The organism is Stenotrophomonas sp. YJH_SMC_91 (genome assembly GCF_059368495.1).
The window spans coordinates 1-18,827 of the sequence record NZ_JCAFRT010000016.1 but is presented as its reverse complement, the minus strand read 5'-3'; the positions used below and the strand labels follow the sequence as shown (position 1 = coordinate 18,827).

18 protein-coding genes are annotated in these 18,827 nt (G+C 66.2%); 8 read left to right on the top strand and 10 right to left on the bottom strand.

The features are described from left to right. The first annotated feature begins 1 nt into the window (after position 1). Both AC5P5X_RS17030 and AC5P5X_RS17025 read left to right on the top strand, forming a co-directional pair. On the top strand, positions 2-184 hold the full coding sequence (locus tag AC5P5X_RS17030) for a hypothetical protein (protein WP_223846460.1): 183 nt from the start codon (positions 2-4) through the stop codon (positions 182-184). Positions 185-871: 687 nt separating this feature from the next. Then, positions 872-1,342: a hypothetical protein gene (locus AC5P5X_RS17025; RefSeq protein WP_224119319.1), complete on the top strand. Its 471-nt coding sequence runs from the start codon at positions 872-874 to the stop codon at positions 1,340-1,342. Positions 1,343-1,404: 62 nt separating this feature from the next. Here the strand turns inward: AC5P5X_RS17025 and AC5P5X_RS17020 are convergent, their stop codons facing one another. The 3 genes from AC5P5X_RS17020 to AC5P5X_RS17010 all read right to left on the bottom strand — a co-directional run bounded on the left by AC5P5X_RS17020 (position 1,405) and on the right by AC5P5X_RS17010 (position 4,692). Beyond that, on the bottom strand, positions 1,405-2,115 hold the full coding sequence (locus AC5P5X_RS17020) for a 2OG-Fe(II) oxygenase (protein WP_049461425.1): 711 nt from the start codon (positions 2,113-2,115) through the stop codon (positions 1,405-1,407). Between the two features lie 108 nt (positions 2,116-2,223). Continuing rightward, positions 2,224-3,240 (bottom strand): class 1 fructose-bisphosphatase, encoded by a 1,017-nt coding sequence (locus tag AC5P5X_RS17015; RefSeq protein ID WP_495216014.1) that lies wholly within the window; start codon positions 3,238-3,240, stop codon positions 2,224-2,226. Between the two features lie 249 nt (positions 3,241-3,489). Then, positions 3,490-4,692, bottom strand: coding sequence for an amino acid aminotransferase (locus AC5P5X_RS17010; RefSeq protein ID WP_043035284.1), 1,203 nt, complete (start codon positions 4,690-4,692; stop codon positions 3,490-3,492). 171 nt (positions 4,693-4,863) lie between these two features. Between AC5P5X_RS17010 and AC5P5X_RS17005 the strand changes: the two genes are divergently transcribed. After that, on the top strand, positions 4,864-6,957 hold the full coding sequence (locus AC5P5X_RS17005) for a TonB-dependent receptor family protein (protein WP_060380386.1): 2,094 nt from the start codon (positions 4,864-4,866) through the stop codon (positions 6,955-6,957). A 79-nt stretch (positions 6,958-7,036) separates the two neighbouring features. On the opposite strand, the gene AC5P5X_RS17000 is transcribed toward AC5P5X_RS17005, so the two are convergent. Next, complete coding sequence (locus AC5P5X_RS17000) at positions 7,037-7,375, bottom strand: hypothetical protein (RefSeq protein ID WP_005411772.1); 339 nt, start codon at positions 7,373-7,375, stop codon at positions 7,037-7,039. 146 nt (positions 7,376-7,521) lie between these two features. On the opposite strand from AC5P5X_RS17000, the gene AC5P5X_RS16995 reads away from it, so the two are divergent. From AC5P5X_RS16995 to ligD, 3 genes are all read left to right on the top strand, one after another. Continuing rightward, positions 7,522-7,920, top strand: coding sequence for a hypothetical protein (locus AC5P5X_RS16995; protein WP_012478657.1), 399 nt, complete (start codon positions 7,522-7,524; stop codon positions 7,918-7,920). Between the two features lie 164 nt (positions 7,921-8,084). After that, positions 8,085-9,005, top strand: coding sequence for a non-homologous end joining protein Ku (gene ku / locus AC5P5X_RS16990; RefSeq protein WP_099527418.1), 921 nt, complete (start codon positions 8,085-8,087; stop codon positions 9,003-9,005). A 3-nt stretch (positions 9,006-9,008) separates the two neighbouring features. Further along, positions 9,009-11,495, top strand: coding sequence for a DNA ligase D (gene ligD, locus AC5P5X_RS16985; protein WP_099527419.1), 2,487 nt, complete (start codon positions 9,009-9,011; stop codon positions 11,493-11,495). A gap of 71 nt (positions 11,496-11,566) precedes the next feature. Here the strand turns inward: ligD and AC5P5X_RS16980 are convergent, their stop codons facing one another. From AC5P5X_RS16980 to AC5P5X_RS16965, 4 genes are all read right to left on the bottom strand, one after another. Continuing rightward, positions 11,567-11,959 (bottom strand): hypothetical protein, encoded by a 393-nt coding sequence (locus tag AC5P5X_RS16980; RefSeq protein ID WP_005411776.1) that lies wholly within the window; start codon positions 11,957-11,959, stop codon positions 11,567-11,569. A 167-nt stretch (positions 11,960-12,126) separates the two neighbouring features. Further along, the gene (adhP, locus tag AC5P5X_RS16975; RefSeq protein WP_033833528.1) at positions 12,127-13,155 is read right to left on the bottom strand and encodes an alcohol dehydrogenase AdhP; all 1,029 of its coding nucleotides are present in this window, start codon (positions 13,153-13,155) and stop codon (positions 12,127-12,129) included. Positions 13,156-13,251: 96 nt separating this feature from the next. Continuing rightward, positions 13,252-13,890: a bifunctional 4-hydroxy-2-oxoglutarate aldolase/2-dehydro-3-deoxy-phosphogluconate aldolase gene (gene eda / locus AC5P5X_RS16970; protein WP_099527421.1), complete on the bottom strand. Its 639-nt coding sequence runs from the start codon at positions 13,888-13,890 to the stop codon at positions 13,252-13,254. Positions 13,891-14,003: 113 nt separating this feature from the next. After that, the gene (locus tag AC5P5X_RS16965; protein WP_005411799.1) at positions 14,004-14,594 is read right to left on the bottom strand and encodes a cysteine dioxygenase family protein; all 591 of its coding nucleotides are present in this window, start codon (positions 14,592-14,594) and stop codon (positions 14,004-14,006) included. Positions 14,595-14,832: 238 nt separating this feature from the next. Between AC5P5X_RS16965 and AC5P5X_RS16960 the strand changes: the two genes are divergently transcribed. Further along, on the top strand, positions 14,833-15,888 hold the full coding sequence (locus AC5P5X_RS16960) for a LacI family DNA-binding transcriptional regulator (RefSeq protein ID WP_032966311.1): 1,056 nt from the start codon (positions 14,833-14,835) through the stop codon (positions 15,886-15,888). Between the two features lie 110 nt (positions 15,889-15,998). Here AC5P5X_RS16960 and phhA read toward each other — a convergent pair whose 3' ends face one another. Beyond that, positions 15,999-16,892: a phenylalanine 4-monooxygenase gene (gene phhA / locus AC5P5X_RS16955; protein WP_049402965.1), complete on the bottom strand. Its 894-nt coding sequence runs from the start codon at positions 16,890-16,892 to the stop codon at positions 15,999-16,001. A 125-nt stretch (positions 16,893-17,017) separates the two neighbouring features. On the opposite strand from phhA, the gene AC5P5X_RS16950 reads away from it, so the two are divergent. Then, positions 17,018-17,503 carry an Lrp/AsnC family transcriptional regulator gene (locus AC5P5X_RS16950; RefSeq protein ID WP_111189258.1) on the top strand — a complete coding sequence of 162 codons (486 nt, stop codon included), beginning with the start codon at positions 17,018-17,020 and terminating at the stop codon, positions 17,501-17,503. Positions 17,504-17,542: 39 nt separating this feature from the next. Here AC5P5X_RS16950 and AC5P5X_RS16945 read toward each other — a convergent pair whose 3' ends face one another. Further along, positions 17,543-18,535 (bottom strand): patatin-like phospholipase family protein, encoded by a 993-nt coding sequence (locus AC5P5X_RS16945; RefSeq protein WP_005411784.1) that lies wholly within the window; start codon positions 18,533-18,535, stop codon positions 17,543-17,545. Positions 18,536-18,827: the final 292 nt, after the last annotated feature.

Genomic DNA, 18,827 nt, shown 5'->3' with positions numbered 1-18,827 from the left:
CATGAAGATCATCTACTGGCTGGGCATCGCGTTCCTGTGGATGCTTCCGTTGAACCTTCTGTTGCTGACGGGCGGCAAGCCGATCTCCGGCGACGCGCTTGGAGAAGAAGAGCTCGTTGGTTTCGGTGTGGCGGTGTTCGGCGCTGTGGCAGGCGGGATTCTCTATCGCCGTCGCCCGCGGTAGCGTCGAGCCCGCCCGACTCTATCTGGAGCGAAGTCGAGCAAGCTGGACTCTATTTGCCACGGCCGCTTGCAACAGCCAATCTGAGGCTGATGGCTTTCGGGTTCTGGAAGCTGCAACAGCTAGCATGGAAAGCTTGGAGTTACGCGTACTGGCACCGCGTTCTGAGGGAAAATGCTGCCTCTTCTGACATCGATTCTCGGCGGTAGTACCGCGGAGGCAAGAGCGGAAAGAGGAACCTCATGCCGGTAATCCGTACATGCAAGAAGATCATGATGCCGCAGATGTCGGGACAGAGAGTCTAGACGGCCAGTTGTCGAGCATGGGTCCATGCATTGCACACGGGGGAATGATGAAGTTCATACTTTGGGCACCTGTAGTGATATTTGCCCTGTTGTCGTTGAGAGCAACTGTCTTCGTCGTCTATCAAGGGGTAAGTGGATCTCCTTTCGGGGAAGAGGAAATCACTGTCGCTGGGGTTGGGTTGGTCTGCGGCTGGATTGCCTGGGTCATGTACAAAACCCTGATCAGACCGTGGAGGAAGCCGAAGCCCTAATGTAGAGCTGGAGTTGGTGGAGGTATCAACTATTCCGCCGGCGGTGGAACTTCCACTGAAATTGGTATTGGAATTGGCGGCGGTGCATCACCGGGTGAGCTGTCTAAGAAGGATGGCGATTGGGGGAATGGTTGGTGAAGAAGAAATCATTGGCTCATTTGCTTCTATACGCTGTGATTGCGGCCCTGATAGGCGGTACCTATCTTTCAATGTTTGGATCCATCGGAGGTGGCGATTGGACCGGAAAGCCAACAGAAGCAGAACTGCGCGCTGCTACCGATACCTTTGAACTCCCTTCAGGGGTCCATCCCACGAACGTTAAGTTCTTACCGAAGGTCACGTTCCTGGGGGCCGTCTTCGACGCCGAACTCGAATCTGATCCAGAGCAGATCGCCGCTTTCTTCATCAAACAAGCCGCAGAGAAGCGGTGGCGACTGCAGAAAGACAAACGGCAGCGCCATTACAGATTGATGGTCTTCTGCGAGGATCGCCTGGCACGCTCGGTAGAGCTGACGACAAGAGGCAGTACGGTGAAGCTCTATGGAGGAACCTACTGGGACTCGGACAGGGGCGGCGACTACTACTGCTCTCCTGAGGCCCGGTAAACCACCGACGGCATAACGAACTTGCCTGGATATCGGCTCCAATCGGGAGGAGTACGATGACCTCACCGTCCCCCAAACAACTTCTGCGCGCTCTGGAACAGGATCCAACTCGTCGCGATGAACTTGTCCCCCCCCTGCGGCCTGTTACCGCGATGGGTATGGGTAAACGCCGTCGGCGCAATCAGCAGGCTGCCGGTGCGTGGTGCGATCTTCCGCCCCTGGAACAGGAACTCGGTCTCGCCCTCTTCAAATTCGTCGTTGAGGTACAGCGTCCACAGCACGTGCCGGTGCAGGGTCTCGGCCTGCGCATCCTTGGGGTACAGCTCGCAGTGCCAGTACGGGTAACCGCCCTCGCCCGCCGCATACCACTGCAGGTTGATGGCGCCCGGGCGCAGGCAGGTGCGGGCCAGGTCGGCCAGCTGCTGCTGCGGCATGTCAGGGAAGTCCTCGGCAGACAGGCGTCGCGGTTGGCCGTTGCTGTCCTGGATCTGCAACATCAGCGGCGCAATCAACGCCTGTGGATAACGGCGTAGATAAGTCAGCAGGCCGTTGAACACCGCGTGCTGCAGCTGATGGTCCACATCCTGCCAGCCATCAAGGCCGCTGATGCGCAGATCCTTGCTGTGCTTGAGTTCCGGGAACACGCCACTGCCCACGGCACCGGGCTGCAGGCCACGCGCCGCCCGCATGCGCTCGACGATCGCCGCGCAGACCTCGCTGGGGACCGCGTTGTGGATGACCTCGATGAAATCGACCGGGCCCTGCTCGTGCATGCGTGCATTCCTTAGGCGGCAACGGCTTGATGGTGCCGTTTGCCGCCCTCGGTGTCACCCCACGGTCATGTCATCGTTCTGCCATGACCGCTGTCAGGCGATAGGCCGTCAGACCTGTGCGATGTCGTGTGCGTGGTGGTAGCGCACGGCTTCGGCCACTTCCTCGCGCGAACCCAGGAACACCGGCACGCGCTGGTGCAGCTGGTCGGGCTGGATGTCGAGGATGCGCTCGCGGCCGGTCCAGGCGGCGCCGCCGGCCTGTTCGACCAGCAGGCCCATCGGGTTGGCCTCGTACATCAGGCGCAGCTTGCCGGCCTTGGACGGATCCTTCTTGTCCCACGGGTAGATGAAGATGCCGCCGCGGGTCAGGATGCGGTGCACGTCGGCGACCATGCTGGCGATCCAGCGCATGTTGAAGTTCTTGCCGCGCGTGCCTTCCTTGCCCGCCAGCAGATCACCGACATAGGCCTGCATCGGTGCTTCCCAGTGGCGCTGGTTGGACATGTTGATCGCGAACTCCTGGGTAGCCGCCGGAATCTGCATGTTCTCGGTGGTCAGCACGAACTCGCCCTTCTCACGGTCCAGGGTGAAGGCGTGGGTGCCATGGCCGACGGTCAGCACCAGCTGGGTGCTGGGCCCGTAGATGCAGTAGCCGGCGGCGATCTGCTTGCTGCCCGGCTGCAGGAAGGCGTCGTCGCCCGGCAGTTCGACATTGGTCGGGCAGCGCAGCACCGAGAAGATGGTGCCGACGGAGACGTTGACGTCGATGTTGGAGCTGCCGTCGAGGGGATCGAACAGCAGCAGGAAATCACCGCGCGGGTAGATGTCCGGCACCGGCTGGCTGTGGTCCATTTCCTCCGAGGCGCACGCGGCGAGGTGGCCACCCCAGGCGTTCGCTTCAAGCAGGATCTCGTTGCTGATGACGTCCAGCTTCTTCTGCGCCTCGCCCTGCACGTTACCGGTACCGGCATCGCCCAGCACGCCACCGAGGGCGCCCTTGCTGACGGCGATGGAGATGCTGGTGCAGGCGCGGGCGACGACCGCGATCAGCTGGCGCAGGTCGGCGTTGATGCGGCCGGCGTGCTGTTCCTGGATCAGGAAGCGGGTCAACGAAGTACGGGACATGAGCGGGCAGGTCTCGGCAGCGGGAAAACGCCTATTGTCGCCCGTATGGCGGGGCCGTGCGTGAGCGCGGGAAGGCGTAATCGTTTCCAGATGCGTTGCGCTCGTGGCGCCTTCCTTTTGTCGAGCCTCCCCCTCCCGCGCGCTTCAGGGTTCGCCGCGAGCGCGGTGGGGATGGCAAAGGCAAGAGCAAAAGCAAAAAAACAAAGGCGCCTTTCGGCGCCTTTGTCTTCAAGCTACTGGAGCGTTGTTTCAGCCCTTGGCGACGGTGGCCACGGCCTTGGCGACGTATTCCAGGTTGTTCTGGTTCAGCGCGGCCACGCAGATGCGGCCGGTGCCGACGGCGTAGATGCCGAACTCGTCGCGCAGGCGCTCGACCTGCTCACGGCTCAGGCCGGAGTAGGAGAACATGCCGGCCTGCTCGTTGATGAAACCGAACTGCGGTGCACCGGCAGCGGCCAGCTTCTCGACCAGGCCCTGGCGCAGGGCGTGGATGCGCTCGCGCATCTCGGTCAGCTCCTGCTCCCACATCGCACGCAGTTCCGGGTTGGTCAGCACGCCGGCCACCAGCGCGGCACCGTGGGTGGACGGGCTGGAGTAGATGGTGCGGATCACGCGCTTGACCTGCGACTGCACCGCCTTGGCGTCAGCGGCGGTCGGCGCCACCATCGACAGCGCACCCACGCGCTCACCGTACAGCGAGAACGACTTGGAGTACGAGTTGGCGACGATGAAGCTGTCGATGCCGGCTTCGGCGATGATGCGCACGGCGGCGCCGTCCTGCTCGATGCCCTTGTCGAAGCCCTGGTAGGCCATGTCGATGAAGGGGAACAGCTGCTTGTCCTTCAGCAGCTGCGCGACCTGCTTCCACTGGGTGACCGTGAGGTCGGCGCCAGTGGGGTTGTGGCAGCAGGCGTGCAGCAGCACCACGGTGCCGGCTTCCAGCTTGCCCAGGTCGGCCAGCATGCCGTCGAAATCGACGCCATGGGTGCTCGGGTCGAAGTAGGTGTAATCCAGCACGTCGAAACCAGCGGCGCTGAACACCGCACGGTGGTTTTCCCAGCTCGGGTTGCTCAGCGCAACGGTGGCGTGCGGCAGCAGCTTCTTCAGCACGTCGGCGCCGACGCGCAGCGCACCGCTGCCACCAACGGTCTGCGCGGTGGTCACGCGGCCAGCGGCCAGCAGCGGCGAATCCTTGCCGAACACCAGCTCACGCGTCGCCTGCGTGTACGCCGGCAGGCCATCGATCGGCAGGTAGCCGCGCGGTTTGGCCTCGGCGGCGAGCTGCTGCTCGATCTGCTTGACGGCGCGCAGCAGCGGAATGCGGCCGCTCTCGTCGTAGTAGATGCCCACACCCAGGTTGACCTTGGTCGGGCGGCTGTCGGCGTTGTACGCCTCGGTCAGGCCCAGGATCGGGTCGCCTGGGACCAGTTCCACGTTTGCAAAGAAGGACACGGCGGTACTCGTTCGGTAGACGGAAAGGGGGAGGAAGTGCGCTACGCGGTCCGCGGCTTTTCGGCCGGAAACAGCCCATCGTAACAAAGCCTGCCGGGGCTGGCCGCCGCCATCGTCATCCGCGGCCCCGTACCATGGCGTGCGTTGCCGCCTGATCCATCAACCTGAATCATGAATCCCGCCGCACGACGCCGTTGCCTGCCGCTGTCCGCCCTGCTGCTGTCGCCCTGGGCGGCGGTGGCCGAGCCTGCGCCCACCGCCCTGCCTGCGGTGCAGGTACAGGCCGCCCGGGTGCCGGGCATCGATCCGTTCGCGCTGCCGGCCAGCCAGGACACGGTCTGGATCGACGCCAGCCGCGCGGGCACCGGCGCGCAGCTGTCTGAGGCCTTGGCTGGGGTCCCCGGACTGTTGGCGCGCGACCGGCAGAACTTCGCCCAGGACACGCAGCTGTCGATCCGTGGCTTCGGCGCACGCTCGACCTTTGGCGTGCGCGGGGTGCGGGTGCTGATCGACGGGGTGCCGGCGACCATGCCTGACGGCCAGGGTCAGCTGTCGCATGCCAGCCTGTTGGGCGCCGAGCGCATCGAGGTGCTGCGCGGGCCGTTCTCGGCGTTGTACGGCAATTCCTCCGGCGGCGTGCTGCAGGTCTGGAGCGCGCAGGGTCAGGCCGGCGACCCGTGGCGGTTGCGCGTGAATGCCGGCGCCGACACCACGCTCAGTGTCGGTGCGCAGCTGAAGGGTGCCGGTCAAGTGCTGGACTACAACATCGCCGCCAATCACTTCCGCACCGATGGCTGGCGGGACCATAGCCGCGCGCGCCGTGAATCGCTCAACGCACGCATCGGTGGAGAGCTGGGCGGCGGGCGGCTGGAGCTGCTGCTCAATGCGCTTGACGCCCCCGATGCGCAGGATCCGCTGGGCCTGACCCGTGCCCAGGTGGCGGCTGATCCGCGCCAGGCCACGGCAGTCGCGCACCAGTACAACACCCGCAAAACCGTGCGCCAGCAGCAGGCCGGCCTGCGCTGGACCCGTGAAACGGGAGCGCAGCGCTGGCAATTGATGGGCTATGCCGGCCAGCGCGCGGTACGCCAGTACCTGCCGATTCCGCCGGCACCCCAGACCAACAGCCCGCTGCATGCCGGCGGCGTGATCGATCTGCAGGGCGGCTATGGCGGGCTGGACGCGCGCTGGGGCTGGCACGGTGATCTGGCCGGGCGACCGCTGGACCTGGTAGCCGGGCTCAGCGCCGACCGCCAGCGCCAGCACCGCACCGGCTTCGAGAACTTCATCGGCAGCGCCTTGGGCGTGCGTGGGCGGCTGCGTCGTGACCAGATCGACGTCGTGCAGAACGTGGATCAGTTCACCCAGGCCTGGTGGCAATGGAGCCCGCGTTGGTCGCTGCTGGCCGGGCTGCGCCACAGCGCCGTGCGATTCGAATCGAATGACCGCTACATCGTCGGCGCCAACCCCGACGACAGTGGCCACCGCCGCTACCAGGCGACCACGCCGGTGGCAGGCGTCAGCTTCGAGGCCAGCCCGCAGTGGCGGCTGCACGCGGCCGTGGGGCGTGGTTTCGAGACCCCCACCTTCAACGAACTGGGCTATCGCGCCGACGGCCAAGCCGGGCTGGCACTGGATCTGGCCGCCGCGCGCAGCCGCTCCATCGAGGTTGGCAGCAAGTGGCACGCACAGGATGGCAACCAACTCGATATCAGCCTGTTCCGTGCAGATACCGACGACGAGCTGGCCGTTGCCAGCAATATCGGCGGACGCAGCACCTACCGCAACATTGGCCGCACCCGCCGCCAGGGGCTGGAGCTGCAGTACCGACAGCCGCTGGCCGAGCACCTGGAACTGCAGCTGGCGTGGACCTGGCTGCAGGCGCAGGTGCGCTCGCCGTACCTGACCTCGAACACCCTGGTCGCTGCAGGCAGCCGTCTGCCCGGCGTGCCGCGCCAGCAGGCCTTCGCCCGGCTGCAGTGGAGCCCTGCCGATTGGCAGTGGGCGCTGGAGGCAACGGCCAGCAGCGATACCGTGGTCAATGACGTGGCCACCGAGCGCGCGCCGGGCTACGCCCTGCTGCACCTGGAAGCCGGCCGTCGATGGACGCTGCCGGGCGGCGAGCTGCGCGCCTTCGCCCGGCTGGAGAACGTGCTGGACCAGGCCTACATCGGCTCGGTGATCGTCAATGACGGCAATGGTCGCTTCTACGAGCCAGGACCGGGACGGCGAGCCAACGTCGGCCTGCAATGGTCGTGGCGTTGAGTTGGTTGTGCCGGCCGCTGGCCGGCATCGCGCCGCGCAGGGCGTCAGGGGGTTGCCGGCCAGCGGCCGGCACTACCGGTCAGTCGGGGGCCTTGGCTGGCACGAACGGCGAGGTCGGGTCGCTGGCCGGGAAGGTCTCCTCCAGCGCCTCGTCCTGGTTGTCGCTGGCGCGCTGCTTGCGTTCACGGCGCTTGAGCGGGCTCTCCTGGCCACCGCGATGGCGGTCGCCACCATCCTTGCGGTCCTGGGCCGCCTGTTCAGCCTCGTGCTTCACCGGCAGGTGGTCGTGCTCGGCATCGAAGAACGGCGCGCCGGTGCCGCGGTAGTCGGCGTTGTCGGCATCGCGCTTGCCGCGCTGCTCGCCGGGAATGGGCGGGTGGTTCTCCCGCAGCGGGTCTCGCGAGGTCTCTCGGCTCATGGTCTGGTACCTGCCCTTGGGGGATTCCACTACACCGCCCCGCAGGTAAAGCCGTTGCGAACCTGGCGTCATGAACATCTCGCTCACCCCCCGGTAACGGCACCGCGCGTATTCCTGCCCACCCGCCCCCGCTGCAGGAGCCGGCCATGCCCCGTCTTGAACGACCCGCACCGTCCGTGTTCAACGCCCTGCTCGATCCGCTCGGCCAGCGCAGCGCGCAGCGCCGTACGCGTCGCCATGAAGACCCCCAGGCGGTGGCGCAGGACTACCTGCAGTACATGCTCAGCGACTACGAGGAGCGCCGCGGGCAGAGCCACCGGAACTGGCGCGACCTGTGCCCGGTGTATGCCTTCGCGTTGACCACGCATGCTGCGGATTGGCCACGCGGTGATGCCGCCGATACCTGCGAGGAACTGGCCGAGCACTGGGAACAGATGCGCGGGCAGTCACGCTTGGGCTGGTCGCAGGCGCGGCCGGTGGTGGAAGACGCCTGGCGCGCGCTGGACCATATTCCGGCGGCGGCGGTGAGGCCGTTGCTGCAGTAGTGCCGGCCGCTGGCCGGCAACCCCAGGAAACTTCAGGCCGCGAGCTCTGCCGGCCAGCGGCCGGCACTACCGCATCTGCGTAGAACCCACGTGCACGGTATCGACACGGGTGGTTTACACCGCCCATCCGAAGCTGGATGCCCTGTTCCGCCAAAGGTACGCCCATGGCCCGCCCGATCTGGACCGGCACGCTGTCGTTTGGCCTGCTCAACGTGCCGGTGTCGCTGATGTCCGGCGAACGCAAGGTCGACCTGCAGTTCCGCATGCTCGATTCCCGCGACCGCAAGCCGATACGTTTCGAACGGGTCAACGCCGACACCGGCGAGGAGGTGCCCTGGAAGGACATCGTCAAAGCCTATGAGTACGACAAGGGAAGCTATGTCGTGCTGGAGGAAGGTGATATCCGCTCGGCCGCGCCTGAAAGCCACGAAGCGGTGGAGGTGGAATCATTCGTGGATGCGGCGCAGATCGACCCGCGCTATTACGAGAAACCGTATCTGCTGGTGCCCGGCAAGAAGGCCGAGAAGGGCTATGTGCTGCTGCGCGAAACGTTGCGCAGCACCGGCAAGGTGGGCATCGCGCGGGTGGTGGTGCGTACGCGCGAATACCTGTGTGCGGTGATGCCGCATGAGGACGCGCTGGTGCTGATGATCCTGCGCTATCCGCAGGAACTGGTGGATCCCGAGGACTACAAGCTGCCCACCGGCAAGCTGTCCGACTATCGCATCACCAGCAAGGAAACGGCGATGGCCGAGCAGTTGATCGAGTCGATGGCCGGCGATTGGGATCCGTCGCAGTACCACGATGAATTCCGCGAGCGCCTGCAGCAGGTGTTGAACAAGCGCATCAAATCCAAGGGCGGCACCACGCGGGTGGACGATGAGCCGGCACCGCGCGAGGACGCCAGTACCAATGTGGTCGACTTCATGGCGCTGCTGCAGAAGAGCCTGGATGCGAACAAGCGAACGCCAGCGAAGAAGGCCGCAACGCGCAAAGCAGCCGCCAAGTCGCCAGTGAAGAAGGCCACAAAGAAGACAACGAAGAAGGCTGCAAAGAAGACCGCACCCCGACGCAAGGCGGGGTGAGCCATGTCGTTGCACCAGTATCGGCGCAAACGCCGGCTTGGCGGTGGCGCCGGGCAGACAACGGAGCCCGACGACACGCCCGCACCGGGCGACCCGAAGCAGCGGCCGACCTTTGTCATCCAGCTGCACCATGCCAGCTCGCGTCACTATGACTTCCGCCTGGAAATGGACGGCGTACTGAAGAGCTGGGCGGTGCCCAAGGGGCCTTCCCTGCGCGTCGGTGAAAAGCGGCTGGCCGTGGAAGTGGAAGACCATCCGCTGTCCTACGCCGGTTTCGAGGGAGACATTCCTGAAGGCCACTATGGTGCGGGCCACGTGGAAGTCTTCGATCACGGCACCTGGGCCTGTGAAGGCGATCCACTGCAGGCACTGGCGGCGGGCAGGATCGACTTCGTGCTGCATGGACAACGCCTGGCCGGTGGCTGGAAGCTGGTGCGGACCGCGATGAAAGGACGCCAGGTGCAGTGGCTTTTGATCAAGCGCGGTGACGGGGAAGCGCGCGACGCGGAGGCGGATGACCTGCTGACGGCACCGATGCCGAAACGAACACCTGCGGCGAAGAAGCGTTCCGCAGACAAGACGGCGCGAGCTGCACCCGTCGCACGCACGGCCACACGCAAGGCCGATGTGCGCTGGCATGCACGCGCGCTGCAACTGCACGGCGCACGTGACGCACCCTACCCGCATGCATTCAAACCGCAGTTGACCGATCATCGCGACAGTGCGCCGGACGGCGACCGCTGGCTTCACGAGATCAAGTGGGATGGCTATCGCCTGCTGGCGGATCTGCACAATGGCGAGGTCAAGCTGCGCTCCCGCAATGGTCTGGATTGGACCGATGATTTTCCCGAAGTGGTGCAGGCCGTGCAGGCGCTGCCGGTGCGCGATGCACGCCTGGACGGCGAACTGGTGGTGCTGGACAAGGAAGGACGCAGTGACTTCGCAGCGTTGCAGCGGGTGATCGACGGCAGTTCGAAGCAACCGCTGCGCTACATCGTGTTCGATCTTCCGGGCTTGGCTGGAGCGGATATCAGTCGTGCGCCGTTGCTGGAGCGCAAAGCACTCCTGAAAGAGCTCATTGGGCCGGCGCCTGGCACCCTGGCCTTCAGCGAGCACGTGATCGACCATGGCCCGCAGGTGTTCGTTGCCAGTGGCAAGGCCGGATTCGAAGGCATCGTCAGCAAGCAGGTGGATGCCCCGTACGTGAATACCCGCGCGCGCAGCTGGGTGAAGGTGAAGCACGAAGACACCGACGAGTTCCTGATCGTCGGCTACACGGCACCCAAGGGTTCACGGGTGGGGTTCGGCTCGCTGCTGCTGGCGACGCCGGACAAGGGCGGCTTGCGCTATGTGGGCCGCGTTGGCACCGGTTTCGACGACCAAAGCCTGCGCGCGCTCCTCAAGGCACTGCAGCCCTCGGCGGTGAAGACGCCCGTGCTGCAGCTGCCGGCGCATGTGCCGTTCCGCGCTGCCAGCGTACGCTGGGTGAAGCCGGTGGCGGTTGCCGAGGTGGCCTTCCGTGGCTGGGGCAAGGAAGGCCTGCTGCGCCAGGCCAGTTTCAAGCGACTGCGCAGCGACAAGCAGAAGGAGGACCTGGGAATGAGCACCGCAGATGCCGAAACCGGAGGCGAGGTCGAGATCACTCATCCGGAGCGGGTGGTGTTTCCAAGGCAGAAACTGCGCAAGGGTGACGTGGCCGACTACTACCAGCGCATGGCGCGCTGGATCCTGCCCGAGATTGCCGGACGTCCGCTGTCACTGCTGCGCTGCCCGGACGGCGTGGGCAAGGCCTGCTTCTTCCAGAAGCACCATGGCCCCGGCCTGGGGGACGCGGTACATGCGGTACCCCTGCAGCAGAAGAGCGGCCGCGAGGATTACGTCTACGTCGACGATGCGCGGGGCCTGCTGCAGCTGGTGCAGATGAATACCCTGGAACTGCATCCGTGGGGCGCAACCGTGGCCGATCCCGAGCACCCGGATCGTCTGGTGTTCGATCTCGACCCCGGCGAAGGGGTGAGCTGGGCACAGGTGAAGGCCGCTGCGCGCGATGTCCGTGACCGCCTGCAGGAGGTGGGCCTGCAGAGCTTCGTGCGGCTGTCCGGCGGCAAGGGCGTGCACGTGGTGGTGCCGCTGCAGCCCAAGGCTGGCTGGGACGAGGCCAAGGCGTTCTGCGAGGCGTTCGCGCAGGCAATGGCGCTGGAGCAGCCTGATCGCTACGTGGCGACGATGAGCAAGGCCAAGCGCGGCGGCGTGGTCTTCATCGATTGGCTGCGCAACACACGCGGTGCCACCAGCGTGTGTTCGTGGTCGCTGCGCGCGCGCGATGCTGCCGGCGTGGCGGTGCCGCTGCGCTGGGAAGAACTGGCCCGGGTGAGCGCGGCCGATGCGTTTCCGATGGCCAAGGCGCTGGCGCGCGCCAAGCGGCTGAAGAGTGACCCATGGCAGGGCATCGCGCGGTTGAAGCAGAGGCTGCCGTCGCTGAAGCGGTAGTGCCGGCCGCTGGCCGGCAACCTCGGCCATCCTGCAGTTGCCGGCCAGCGCCCGGCACTACCTGCATGCGCTCAGCGCAGATCGCGCGAGGGGCGGCGGCCGAACCACCAACCGACCAGCAGTTGCAACGGCAGCGATGCCAACAGCGAAATGACGAACCAGAACGGGAAGTCCGCACCCGCCGTCCACATCGCGTAGCCACAGCCCAGCGCGATCAGCGACCAGATCGAGAAGCCATGTGAACGCGGCCAGCACGGCGCGTAATAGGTGGCGAAGGAAATGCCGGCGACGCCACCGAGTACGCTGAAGGCCAGGTCCCACCCCAGCTGCACGCTGTTGCTGTCCGGCGACAGGCCCAGCAACGGCGGCAGCCAGCCGGCGACGCTGCTGACCAGCGCAAGCGACAGCACGCCGCCGATCAGGGCGACGATGGACAGGAACAGGGTCTTGAGCAGGCCAGGCATGCGCGTATTGTACGGCTGCCACAGAGTGCCCGCGTTGCCGGCCAGCGGCCGGCACTACCGAACCGACTGGGGTTTTGCCGGCCAGCGGCCGGCACTACCGATGGATCGGCATGGCCGCCGTGCCCGTGGGAGAGGGGTACGGAGCAGCGGCGGCCATGCACAGGCAGTCAGGCGGCGAAGTCGAGCACCACGCGGCCTTCGATGGTGCCCGCGTGCATGCGCGCGAACACGTCGTTGATGTTTTCCAGGCGGTCGGTGCTGACCGTGGCTGCGACCTTGCCTTCGGCGGCGAACTGCAGTGACTCCTGCAGATCCAGCCGGGTGCCGACGATCGAGCCGCGCACGGTGATGCCGTTGAGCACCATGCCGAAGATATCCAGCGGGAAGTTGCCGGGCGGCAGGCCGTTGAGCGAAACGGTACCGCCACGGCGGACCATGCCCAGAGCCTGTTCGAACGCCTTCGGCGACACTGCGGTGACCAGGGCGCCGTGCGCACCGCCGATCTCCTTCCTGAGGAATGCGGCCGGATCGGTGGTACGCGCGTTCACGGTGATCTGCGCGCCGAGCTGCCGGGCCAATGCCAGCTTGTTGTCGTCCACGTCCACCGCAGCCACGTTCAGGCCCATCGCACGGGCGTACTGCACCGCCATGTGGCCCAAGCCACCGATGCCGGAAACCGCCACCCAGTCCCCGGGCTTGGTGTCGGTCACCTTCAGGCCCTTGTAGACGGTCACGCCGGCGCACAGCACCGGCGCGATCTCGACGAAGCCCACTTCCTTCGGAAGCAGGCCGACATAGTTGGCATCGGCCAGTGCGTACTCGGCGAAGCCGCCGTTGACCGAATAGCCGGTGTTGCGCTGCGTCTCGCACAGCGTTTCCCAGCCACCCAGGCAGTGTTCGCAATGGCCACACGCCGAGTACAACCAGGGGATGCCGACCCTGTCGCCTTCCTTGACGTGCCCTACCCCGCCTCCCACGGCCACGACGTGCCCCACGCCCTCGTGGCCGGGGATGAACGGCGGGTTCGGTTTCACCGGCCAGTCGCCCTCGGCGGCGTGCAGGTCGGTGTGGCAGACGCCACAGGCCTCGATCCTGACCAGCACCTCGCCCGCCCCCGGGCGCGGTACCGAGACTTCCTCGATGACCAGCGGCTTGCCGAACTCGCGTACGACGGCGGCCTTCATGGTGGATTGCATGTTCGGATCTCCGCAGTGCGCTTGCCCACAGAATGACGCCGGCTCGAGGCCGGCGCTTTGATCACGATCAAACCTTTGAAGATCCGTGCAGCAGGTTCAGCTGGCCAGCACCGATGCTTCGCGCGCCAGTCGTTCGATGGCGTCCCAGTCACGGGTCTGCAGCAGCGCCGTGGTGGTCAGCCACGAGCCGCCCACGCACAGCACGTTGGGCAGGTGCAGGAACTGTGGCGCGGTCTGCGCGCTGATGCCACCGGTCGGGCAGAACCGCACGTCGGCAAACGGGCCGTGCCAGGCCGCCAGCAACGCAGCGCCACCGGCCTGCACCGCCGGGAAGAACTTGAAGGTGTCCGTGCCCTGCTCCAGGCCCAGGATCAGGTCCGAGGCGGTGGCGGCACCGGGCAGGTACGGCAGGTCGGCATCGCGTGCGGCGGCATACAGCGCCGCCGTTGCACCGGGCGACACCGCGAAGCGCGCGCCGGCCTGCTTCGCCGCCTGCATCTGCGCGGCGTTGAGCACGGTGCCGGCGCCGATGACAGCATCGGGCACGGCCTCGACCATGGCCTTGATCGCATCCAGCGCCTGCGGCGTGCGCAGCGTCACTTCGATCACCGGCAGGCCGCCGCGGAACAGCGCCTGGGCCACTTCGACCGCCTCATTCACATCTTCGGGGGTGTACACCGGAATCACCGGTGCCAGCTTCAACAGCGCGCGCAGGCGCGGATCAGCGCTGGACATGGTCTTGCTCCTTGCCCGATGGGGCATCGCGGGTCGCCGCCGGGTCCGGCAGCGCAGCGGCGCATGATGCCATGCACGCTGCGAAGGTGCTGGTACCCTGCCCTGCGGCGGATTCAGACTGCGTCGGCCTGCAGTGCCTGAATGCGGCGTTGGTACCAGTCACCCCCAAGCGGGTCGAACACCGCCGAACGTTCCATCGGCGCTTCGTATACATGCACCGAAATGGCCAGGGCTTCATCGCTGGCATTGCGCAGGGTGTGGTATTCGTGAGGTGGAATGAGGCTGCCGGCGCTGCCGCAGCCGCCGCGCAGCGCGGCGTGGCGTCGGAAGCGCCAGCGTTCGCCGGCGCATTCCAGCAGCTCGTAACGGGTGATCTCCAGTTCCCCCAACCACACGCCCTCCACACACCACATGGCATCGTGGTCGTGCAGCGGCGTGCCCTGCCCTGGGCCCCAGCTCATGGCAATCACGCTGTAGCCGTGTTCCTGGCTGTGGTACAGCGGGCGTCGCGCGTAATGATCACTGACCGGACGGTGCACGCATTCGGGTAGCTCGATGCGGCTGTCCGCAATGGCTTCCTGCAGCGCCAGCTGCAGGTCGGCGGTGATGCGCCCGGCATCACCGGAGGTCATCGCCGCGTCGACTGCGGCGATCAACCGGTCGCGGCCACGGAACGCCGGAAACGGAGAGGTCTGCAGGTCCATGCCCCGACTGTAGCGGAGCATGGTTAAGGGAATGTTGGTGTTCGCGCGCGTGGCACCCGCATTCATGGCAAGCACGCGTGAAAAACGGTTCAGATGCAAACGCAGTAGAGCGATCACAATGGAACCTCACGCGGTGGAACGTGTCGAACACGGTCTGTGCCGCTCCAGCTGCGACATTCCGCAACTTCGCGCCCGACGGGCGCAAGGCTAGAATTCTCCGACTTACCTGGTTCTATACATGTCAGTGCGAAATATGAGCGATGCCGCGTTGCCGGCATCGAAAGGCAAGGCTGCCACGATCAACGACATCGCACGACTGTCGGGAGTTTCCAAGAAAACGGTTTCAAGAATCATCAACAACTCGCCGCTGGTGCGCAAAGACACCCGCGACAAGGTCGAGGCGTTGATGCGCGAGGTCGGTTACGTGCCCGACCCCCTGGCGCGCGGACTCGCGTTCCGCCGTTCCTTCCTGATCGGGCTGGTGTACGACGACCCCGGCGCCCAATGCATTGTCGACCTGCAGCACGGCGCGCTGGAAGCGCTGCGCGGCACCGGCTATGAGCTGGTGGTGCATCCCTGCGACAGTCAGGACCCGGAGTGCGCGCAGGGCGTGCGCCGCTTCGTGCAGCAGCAGAAGCTGCATGGGGTGATCCTCGGCCCGCGTGCATCCGAATCGGTTGCACTCGCGCAGATGCTGGACGACATCGACTGCCGCTACGTGCGGATCAACGCGCATGCGTCGGAAGAAGACGTGCAGGCGGTGGTCACCCACGATCGCGATGGCGCGGCAGCAGCAGCGGGCTACCTGCTCTCGCTCGGCCACCGCGACATCGCTGTGATCGCCGGACCGGGTGACCGGCGCGCGGCGCGTGAGCGTACCCATGGCTTCCTTGACCGGTTGGCCCAGGTGGGGCTGACCTTGCCGGGCGAGCGCGTGCTGGAAGCGGGCGACACCTTCGAATCCGGCGTGCATGCCGCCGAACGGTTGCTGCTGGGCGGACAACGCCCCAGTGCGATCTTTGCCGGCAACGATGAAATGGCTGCCGGCGTGTACCAGGTGGCGTTGCGTGCGGGCATCGCGGTGCCGCAGCAGCTGTCGATCGTCAGCTACGACGACAGCCCGCTGGCGTCGCGGCTGTGGCCGCCTCTGACCTCGGTGCGTCGCCATGTGTCCGATATCGGCCGCGTGGCCGCGTCGATGCTGGTGCAGGCCGACGTGCCGGATGCGCCGACCGCAGCCAGCGTGCATCCGCAGTTGATGGTGCGCGGTTCCTGCCGCGCCGTGGACGCCTGAGTGCCCTGCCCTCGCCTGCGCCGCTGCAATGGCGCAGGCAGGCAACAACGAAAACGGCGCATCCAGGTGCGCCGTTTTCCTTTCAATGCGAAGCGCTGTACGCCGTGCGCTTACACGTCCCCGCCGTCGGCCCAGCCATCACCCGTGCCCTTCTGGAACACGCGGTCATCGCCCTGCACGTCACCGGCCGGCAGATGCGCCTGGCTGGCCAGTGCCGCGTAGATCGGGGTGAAGTCCGGCGACGTCGCCTGCATCAGCTGTTCGAAGCTGTCGATGACGAAGTAGGTCTTCTGGAAGGTGTCGATGCGGTACTTCGTGCGCATGATCCGCTGCAGGTCGAAGCCGATGCGGTTGGGCGCGGCCGATTCCAGCGAGTACAGCGACTCGCCCTTCGACGACACGATGCCGGCGCCGTAAATGCGCAGGCCCTCGGGCGTGTCGATCAGGCCGAATTCCACCGTGTACCAGTACAGGCGCGTGAGGTTCTGCAGCGCGTCCGGGCCGATCGCATGGGCTTTGACGCCGCCACGGCCGTACGCCTCCATGTAGTCGGCGAACACCGGGTTCATCAGCAGCGGCACGTGGCCGAACAGATCGTGGAACAGGTCCGGCTCGGCGATGTAATCAATCTGGTCCGGGCGACGGATCCACCAGGTCACCGGAAAACGGCGATTGGCCAGGTGGTCGAAGAAATCCAGTTCCGGCAGCAGGCCTTCAACGCCGACCAGGGTCCAGCCGGTGGCGGCGCCGAGTACTTCATTGAGCTGGTCGAAGCGCGGAATCATGTGCGCGCTCATGCCCATCTCGTCCTGTGCATCCAGGAACTCCTGGCAGGCGCGGCCGACCAGCAGCTCGCGCTGGCGCTGGTACAGCGTGCTCCAGGTGGCGTGGTCGTCGGCGGTATAGGTGTCCCACGGCTGCTCGACGAGCGCGGTGGTGTACACCGGCACGTAGCCCTTGTCGGTCTGCTGGTGTTCGACGCGGCGGGGCTGGGCGAGGTCCATGGGGCACTCCTTGACGGGATGCCTACGATGCTAGGGCAGAGCACGCGCAACAGGGTTGCAAAAGTTGCGCCCGTTGGCCCTGTTGGCGCAATATCCTTGCGTACTCACCATGTTGCGGGGCAACAATGGCCGGAGAAGTCCAGTTTGATCGCACGGATATACGCCTGCTGGCTGAAATCCAGCGGGATGGGCGCGCCACCAACGCCGAACTGGCGGCGCGGGTGAATCTTTCGCCTTCGGCTTGCCTGCGGCGGTTGCAGCGGCTGGAAAGCGAGGGTGTGATCGTCGGCTATGGCGCGCGGCTGGAGCCGCGGCAGCTGCGGCTGGGCCTGCAGGCCTTCGTGCGCGTGCAGCTGGAAAAGCACGACCAGGCCGCCATCGGCCACTTCGTGGACAGCGTGCAAGCGTGGGACGAGGTGGTGGCCTGCCATGCGCTGACCGGCGACATGGACTACCTGCTGCACGTCTACGTGCGCGACCTGGAGCACTTCTCTCGCTTCCTGCTGGACCGGTTGCTCAACGCCGGTGGCGTGGCCGATGCCAATTCCAGCTTCGTGCTGCGCACGGTGAAGGGTTTCCAGGCACTGCCGCTTTTGCAGCTGGAGTCCTGAGCGGCCACCGGGCATGCCCGGTGGCCAGGCATCAAGGGATCAGCACTTGTCCTTGCGGCCCATCAGCTTGCCCAGGCGCGAGGCTTCCTCGCACTTCGGTGCGGCTACCGGTGCCGGTGCCGCTGCGGCGGCGCGTGCGCGCTGCAGCTGCTGGATCCTGGCGCGGATCTGCGGCATCGCGGCCATCGCGGCCTTTTCGCCTTCCAGGATCGCCGTGCCGCGCTGGCTGAAATCGGCAGCGCCGATGTCCAGCACCTTCGGCCGGATGACGATGTCGGCGCGTGCCAGTTCCTGTTCGCCCAGGCGCTGGCCCATGATCGAGATGGACTGGTTGACGATGCCCAGCATGTCGGTCGGCGCCTTGCCGCTGGCCTTGCTGGAGATGTCCACGGCGATCACGAAGTCGGCGCCGAGCTGGCGCGCGGCATCCACCGGCACCGGGCTGACCACGCCGCCATCGATGTAGTTGCGACCACCGATCTTCACCGGTTCGAACACGCCGGGGATGCTGCTCGACGCGCGCACCGCCTGGCCGACGTTGCCGCGCACGAAGATCGCCCGCTCGCCGGTTTCCAGCTGGGTGGCGACGGCGGCGAACGGCTTCTTCAGGCGTTCGGCCGGACGGTTGGCAACCTGTTCGTTGACGTAGTCCTGCAGCTTCTGGCCCTGCACCAGGCCACCGGAGAACAGCCGCACGTCGCGGATGCTGGCTTCATCCAGCGCCACCGCCTTGCTCTGCATCTGGAACGCGTCCATGCCGCTGGCGTACAGCGCGCCGACCACGCTGCCGGCACTGGTGCCGGACACCACCGCCGGTTCGAAGCCATTGGCTTCCAGCATCTTGATCACGCCGATGTGGGCAAAGCCCTTGGCCGCGCCACCGCCGAGGGCGATACCGATCTTCACCGGCTTGGCCTGTGGCACCACGGTCGGCGCCGGCGGCGGCGTGGGGCGGACCGGATCGCCACCGCAGCCGGCCAGCAGGCCGATCAGGGCGACGGACAGCAGCATGCGGGGGCGGAACAGGCTCATCGGCAGTGCGCTCGCGGCGCCGGATTCAGGAAAGGGCGCCAGCATACCGAAGCCGTGGCGGGGCGGGCAGGGTGGGAAATATCGCCCATTCATAAAGGTAGTGCCGGCCGCTGGCCGGCAACCATAGGGAAACTGGCAACGGTCCATGGGGCTGCCGGCCAGCGGCCGGCACTACCGGGATGCGCGCCAAGGTCCATGAGGTTGCCGGCCAGCGGCCGGCACTACCGGGATGCGCGCCAAGGTCCATGAGGTTGCCGGCCAGCGGCCGGCACTACCGGGATGCGCGCCAAGG